This window comes from Paracoccus sp. PAMC 22219 (assembly GCF_000787695.1).
Classification (GTDB): Bacteria; Pseudomonadota; Alphaproteobacteria; order Rhodobacterales; family Rhodobacteraceae; genus Paracoccus.
In genome coordinates, this window is record NZ_BBPH01000230.1 from 1 (window position 1) to 5,550 (window position 5,550).

5 protein-coding genes and 1 pseudogene are annotated in these 5,550 nt (G+C 56.2%); 5 read left to right on the forward strand and 1 reads right to left on the reverse strand.

Features of this window, described 5'->3' with window-relative positions; genetic code table 11:
- A pseudogene (locus tag TY51_RS23795) lies at nucleotides 1-307 on the reverse strand (hypothetical protein); the annotation flags it as partial.
- A gap of 224 nt (nucleotides 308-531) precedes the next feature.
- On the opposite strand from TY51_RS23795, the gene TY51_RS19225 reads away from it, so the two are divergent.
- The 5 genes from TY51_RS19225 to TY51_RS22940 all read left to right on the forward strand — a co-directional run bounded on the left by TY51_RS19225 (nucleotide 532) and on the right by TY51_RS22940 (nucleotide 5,385).
- Nucleotides 532-1,431: a recombinase family protein gene (locus TY51_RS19225; RefSeq protein ID WP_042252867.1), complete on the forward strand. Its 900-nt coding sequence runs from the start codon at nucleotides 532-534 to the stop codon at nucleotides 1,429-1,431.
- Between the two features lie 133 nt (nucleotides 1,432-1,564).
- Nucleotides 1,565-2,749, forward strand: a complete 1,185-nt coding sequence (gene repA, locus TY51_RS19230; protein WP_042252870.1) for a plasmid partitioning protein RepA — start codon at nucleotides 1,565-1,567, stop codon at nucleotides 2,747-2,749.
- Nucleotides 2,749-3,747: a plasmid partitioning protein RepB gene (gene repB, locus TY51_RS21460; RefSeq protein ID WP_081995298.1), complete on the forward strand. Its 999-nt coding sequence runs from the start codon at nucleotides 2,749-2,751 to the stop codon at nucleotides 3,745-3,747. Before repA ends, repB begins: the two co-directional genes overlap by 1 nt.
- Before the next feature lie 480 nt (nucleotides 3,748-4,227).
- Entirely contained in the window at nucleotides 4,228-4,662 is a 435-nt protein-coding gene (locus TY51_RS22935) for a hypothetical protein (protein WP_197054845.1), read from the forward strand.
- 384 nt (nucleotides 4,663-5,046) lie between these two features.
- Nucleotides 5,047-5,385 (forward strand): hypothetical protein, encoded by a 339-nt coding sequence (locus TY51_RS22940; protein ID WP_197054846.1) that lies wholly within the window; start codon nucleotides 5,047-5,049, stop codon nucleotides 5,383-5,385.
- Nucleotides 5,386-5,550: the final 165 nt, after the last annotated feature.

The following is a 5,550-nucleotide window of genomic DNA, read 5'->3' on the forward strand; positions in this document are numbered from 1 at the left end:
CTGCCTCAAGCAGCGCCAGCCTGTGCCGCCAGCCCTTCGGGCCACGCCGCAGCCGATCGTCCAGTCCGCCAAGCCTGCTCGCAACACGGGCAAGACGGGCTGCACTGCCCGCCTCTGCCGTCCGCCAGTCATCGATAACCTTGATCTCACGGGGTTCAGCCCGTGGCCCGGGCGGCAGGTCGTCGGGCGCGTCGTCTAACGGGCTGGGCAGAAACCACAGGTCGTCCTCGGATGTCTCATCGACCTCTCCGGCATCCGGAAGAGCGTCTCCAAAATAACCAGATGAAATAGGTTCTTGGGTCTTCATAAGTGCAGAATACACATGTTTTGCATCTTACCTAAGGGTTTAATTTTGAGGTGTCAGCCGCCCCTGTGGAGCCTGTCTGCGCAATGTCCTCGATTAGCTCTCTGGATGTGCTCGTAGGGTGAAAACCCCGGGCTATGTGCTGAACTGTGTGACAGAACTGGCCATTGCATCTGTTTACAAACGGTCGTTTACTGACATCTACATATTATGAAAGATGGCCCTCCATGCCGCTGATTGGCTATGCCCGCGTCTCTACGGACGATCAGACCCCCCTGCCGCAGGCCCAGGCTCTGAGAGCGGCAGGCTGTTCAGTCATCCGCGAGGAGCATGGGTCCGGTGGCAATCGCGCCCGCCCCGTCCTGACAAGCGTCCTGGACGGTATCCGCAAGGGAGACACACTGGTCGTCGTTCGGATCGACCGACTGGCCCGATCCCTCTCGCACCTGCTGGAGATCATTGAGCAACTCGAAGCAAAGAGCGCGTTCTTTCGCTCGATCGAGGATCCGATCGATACGGCATCGCCCCAGGGCAAGTTCACGCTCCAGGTGCTCGGAGCGGCGGCGGAGTTCGAGCGGGCATTGATCCGTGAGCGCACGATAGCGGGACTGGCCAGCGCCCGTCTTGAAGGGCGGATCGGCGGAAATCCCGGTCTGCGTGCCCGAAACCCGGAGGCGCTTCGCAAGGTCCGCCTGGCACGGCATGATGGCTATATGGAGCGCGTTGCCAAGACTGCAGCGGATTGGGTTCCCCATGTACGCAGGCTGCGCCCACACATGGCCTGGGAGGATATCCTGCGGATCATAAACGCCGCCCTGCCCGAGAACCGACAATGGACGCAGCCTCGGCTCTTGAGGGCTGTGCGGGCCTACGTTCGGGACGGCTTTCTTCCCGAAGAGGTGCTCGGGCGTGCTGCCCGGCGCGTTGGCGACGACCGTCTGCCGGCGATCGTGGCTGCGATAAAGGGGGCTGATCCCCAAATTACCCTCCAGGCCATCTGCGATCGCCTTGAGGCGATGCGCGAACGGACCCCCCGCGGGCGGACAACGTGGCAGCCCTCATCGGTCAAGATGCTGCTGGCACAGGCTGAGAAGTTTGGGATGCGTTCTCCATCAGCACCACACTGATCTATGGCTCTTTGTCCGTCTAAGTCTTGCCCGACGACAAATCGCTTGCGCGAATCCGACTTGATTGGCAATAGTCACGGAAAAGGGCGATCAAACGCCAAAATCCGTGACCGAGTTTGGGGCAGTGACGATAGTGACTAGGGCTAACACACAGGAAAACCTGAATGCTGTAATTCGGGGCCACTCGGAACTTCTCGCATCTCAGCTTCACTCGCAGCGGGAAAGTTTGTTCCCACCCGATGCATCCAAAACAATGCGTAAATTTACGTCAGGTGAAGCCGCGGCTTTGCTCGGCGTGAATGACTCATATTTACGCAAGCTTCATCTAGACGGCAAGGGACCTTCCCCAGAGGTTACATCGGGTAATAGACGACAGTACTCTGCCGACGATATTCAGTGCTTGAGAGTTTTGCTGGAGAAAACTGCGCGGAAGCCTGGCGACTATCTACCTGGCCGCCGTTCGGGCGACCATTTGCAGATCATCGGGGTTATGAACTTCAAAGGTGGCTCTGGAAAGACCACATCTGCTGCTCACCTTGCCCAACGACTGGCGCTCAAGGGTTATCGTGTTCTGGCAATTGACCTTGACCCTCAAGCATCGTTGACAGCTCTTCACGGTGTTCAGCCTGAGTTTGATCTACCTAACGGCGGCACTCTCTATGATGCCATTCGGTATGATGCGCCCGTTCCAATAACAGAAGTAATCAGGCCGACATACATCCCGAATTTGGATCTTATACCTGGCAACTTGGAGCTGATGGAGTTCGAGCATGAAACTCCACGAGCACTTTCGCGCGGTAGTGCAGGATTGTTTTTCTTTCGCGTGAAGGAGGCATTGGCCAAAGTTGATGACAGGTACGACGTTGTCGTAATCGACTGTCCGCCCCAGTTAGGCTTCCTCACGATGTCTGCATTGTCAGCCGCAACGGGTGTCTTAGTCACAATCCACCCGGAAATGCTTGACGTGATGTCCATGAGCCAATTCCTTCGCATGACTGCAGACTTAATGGATGTCATTGCAGACAGTGGTGCGGATATGTCCCATGACTGGATGCGGTATCTTTTAACCCGCTATGAGCCAACAGATTCTCCGCAAAACCGCATAGTCGCTTTTCTGCGCACGATGTACTCGGACAAAGTTCTTAATGCCCCAATGCTTAAATCCACTGCAATTTCTGATGCCGGATTGACGAAGCAAACACTTTATGAAGTCGAGAGGAGCGCATTTACAAGGTCCACTTACGACAGAGCAATCGAAAGTCTGAATGCAGTCAATGATGAGATCTCGCAGCTAATTCAGAAAACGTGGGGGCGGTAATGGCAGATAGCAAGAAACGGCGCATGTCGATGCTGGACAATCTCTCAGGAGCAGGTACCGCACCGCCCGCTGGAACCATGATGTCGAGTAATCGAGCGCTTAGATCGGCGCGTGATGCGGTTGATGCTCACAACGTATGGGATCTTGATCCGGCGCAAATTGATGATGATCGTTTCGCAGATAGATTAGACCCCAATGACGTTCAGGATCTTCGAACCTCTATCGAGCAAAACGGTCAGACTGTCCCGATTCTTGTGCGTCGACATCCAAGTGAAGCGGACAGATACCTTCTGGTTTATGGCCGCCGCCGCCTTGAGGCCATCAAAGGCTCAGAGCGAACCGGAAGGATTAGGGCGCTCATTGCAAATCTCGATGACACGGCAGCGCTGAAGGCCCAGGTTTCTGAGAATACCGGACGGCGTGACCTTAGCTATATTGAGCGAGCCTTGTTTGCCCATGAGCTACTTAACAGTCAGTTTGGCAATCAAACACAAATTGCCGAAGTACTGAATGTGACCCGTTCGGCAGTTTCGATGGCCATTGCGTTGGCAAAAGCAATTGATCCTGCTCTCGCCCGCGCCATAGGACCGGCTCATGGTGTTGGCAGACCCCGTTGGGAAGCGCTAGCGAAAGATATGTCGGCGGCAGGCTCCGACCAGGGCTTGCTGTGCTCCATCGCTGAAAGTGCGCGCAGCCAAGGGGCTTTTGAAGCTGGTGAAATGAACGACGAGGTTCCCGCCTTGGATGCCTCTGTTGTAGCGTTTGAAGCAGTTTCAAAACATGTCAAACGGCAGATCAGCCAAAAACGTGAACGGCCACATGTTAACAAAGCAGTGGCGTTGACCATTGACGGCAAGCCTGCCGGATCCGCGAAAAGGACGGATGGTGCCATCCGCCTGGACTTAACGAACGTTGACGACGGCTTCGCTCTTTGGCTCGCGGATCAAGCTCAGAATATTGTCTCTGAACTTCATGATCGGTGGAAGCAAGATGCGTGAGAATAAGTGCGGCGCCTCTAGCGGCGCATCAAAACGCAAAATGCGGATCAATGAGGGCGAGTTCACAGCTGTGAACATTAGTTCGACTGAAACTAATGACCCCATTCAGCGACCACCTACGTCACGCTCCACACGTTATCGGGCTCTTGCATGTGGAAACTGGGCTGCGATTGCCCTGCCTGAGCGGCGTGGATTTCGTGTTTTGGAACAGCTTAGCAGCGCTGATCTGCTTCTGTTCAATATGTTACAGGAGTACCCATCATGGATTAAGTCGTGATCAACCTTAACGAAAAACCCCCCGCGCGGGGGTCCGCACGAGGGGGCTTGGGAAAAACTCAGGATTGGCGTCCTGAATTAGCAGCTAGTTTTCACCTGCTATAGTTATCCTCCCACTCCCAAAAATCAAGAGCAAACAGCGCATCTGTGCGAACGGATACGGCTTGCCTGCGGACACCGCGCTTCTTGATCGAGGAGCAGCAGATGAGTATTAACAAGGCCGCAGAACGCGGCAGTTTTTTCAAACGCATCAACGGCGTCATTGATGGCGCGCGTGCCGATGGCAGTGCGGCCGATCGCAAGCCTATCCATGGCAATTCGCGCCGTAAGGGATCATGCGAGGCGTCATTCTGGCGCGGGACGTCACGCCAGGACGTGCAGAAGGTCCTGATGGCGGCCCGATACTATGACCGTGCAAAGAAGGAACGCGGCAAACGGAACGGCCCCCTCGGCGGGATCGCTTTGGAGGTTTTAGCGCTGTTCGCGAATTTGGTGAACTTCAAGTCGGGCCGACTGGACCCGTCCCTGGACTACATCACCGAAAAACTTTGCCGGTCGCGAGACGCGGTTGTGCGGGCACTAAAGGCACTGCGCGATCATGGCTTTCTGGACTGCTGCGCCGCTTTGAGCCTGTCCTGAACGAGGGCCGGGGACCGCAGGTCCGGCAGGTCAGCAATGCTTATCGCTTGTCCGCCCCTAAACGCGCCCTTGCGCTTCTCGGGCGGTGGGCTGGTCGGCCGGCAGCGCCGGATGACGACCAAGCCGCGCGCGGGGACCGCGCCGCCGTGGAAGCAGAGCATGTCGAGACCCTCGACCTGGCGGGACTGGCAGCGTTCAAGATCGAGGACTCAGATCTTGCGAAGGCTCTGGCATTAATGGGCAAGGCCATAGATCTACGCGAGTCCGCCAAGCGGACTGAATCCCAATCTACCTCTTTCTCTTATGCTTGAAGGGCAAGATGACGCCGCGCATCGGGAGGCAAACATGCCTAGGCGGCGGTTCCAACCCGAGCAAGACGAGCCGGTGGGCAGGCTGAGCATTTTCAGAGCGAACCGCAGTTCTCGCGCCGCCGTTGCAATGGCGATGAATGACAACCGGTTGCGGCTGTGGAGCAATGCCAGACCTTTCCACGGTGTGATATGTTTCGGCGTAAGCTTTTTTACATCTTTCGGCCTGTGCTGCGCCCTCGCAAGGCCGGTGTATGCTGACAGCATTTCAGGCCAGGCAAGCGTGATCGCCGGTGTCTTTATCGAGATTAAGAGCGAACGCGTCAAACTGGGTTCGGTTGATGCACCTGAGCCCTGGCATACCAGTATTCATTGTAAGACCGCGGCTGGCGCTGCGGTCTGCAGGCGGCATTGACCTTGTCAGACATGATAAGTGGCATTCCAGTCGCCTACTTTTCAAAGGGCAGGGACCAATATGGCCGCATCTTGCGGTAGTGCAGCGAAAAAAGCGTAAAGTTGTCTGTGTGGCCGGCCAAGCCGTCCATTCCGTCTAGGCAGTGAAGCCGTTCGGATTCAAAAA

Coding starts and splice junctions, on each gene's coding strand:
- TY51_RS19225 (WP_042252867.1), top strand. CDS start 532: ATGCCGCTGATTGGCTATGCCCGCGTCTCTACGGACGATCAGACCCCC.
- repB (WP_081995298.1), top strand. CDS start 2,749: ATGGCAGATAGCAAGAAACGGCGCATGTCGATGCTGGACAATCTCTCA.
- TY51_RS22935 (WP_197054845.1), top strand. CDS start 4,228: ATGAGTATTAACAAGGCCGCAGAACGCGGCAGTTTTTTCAAACGCATC.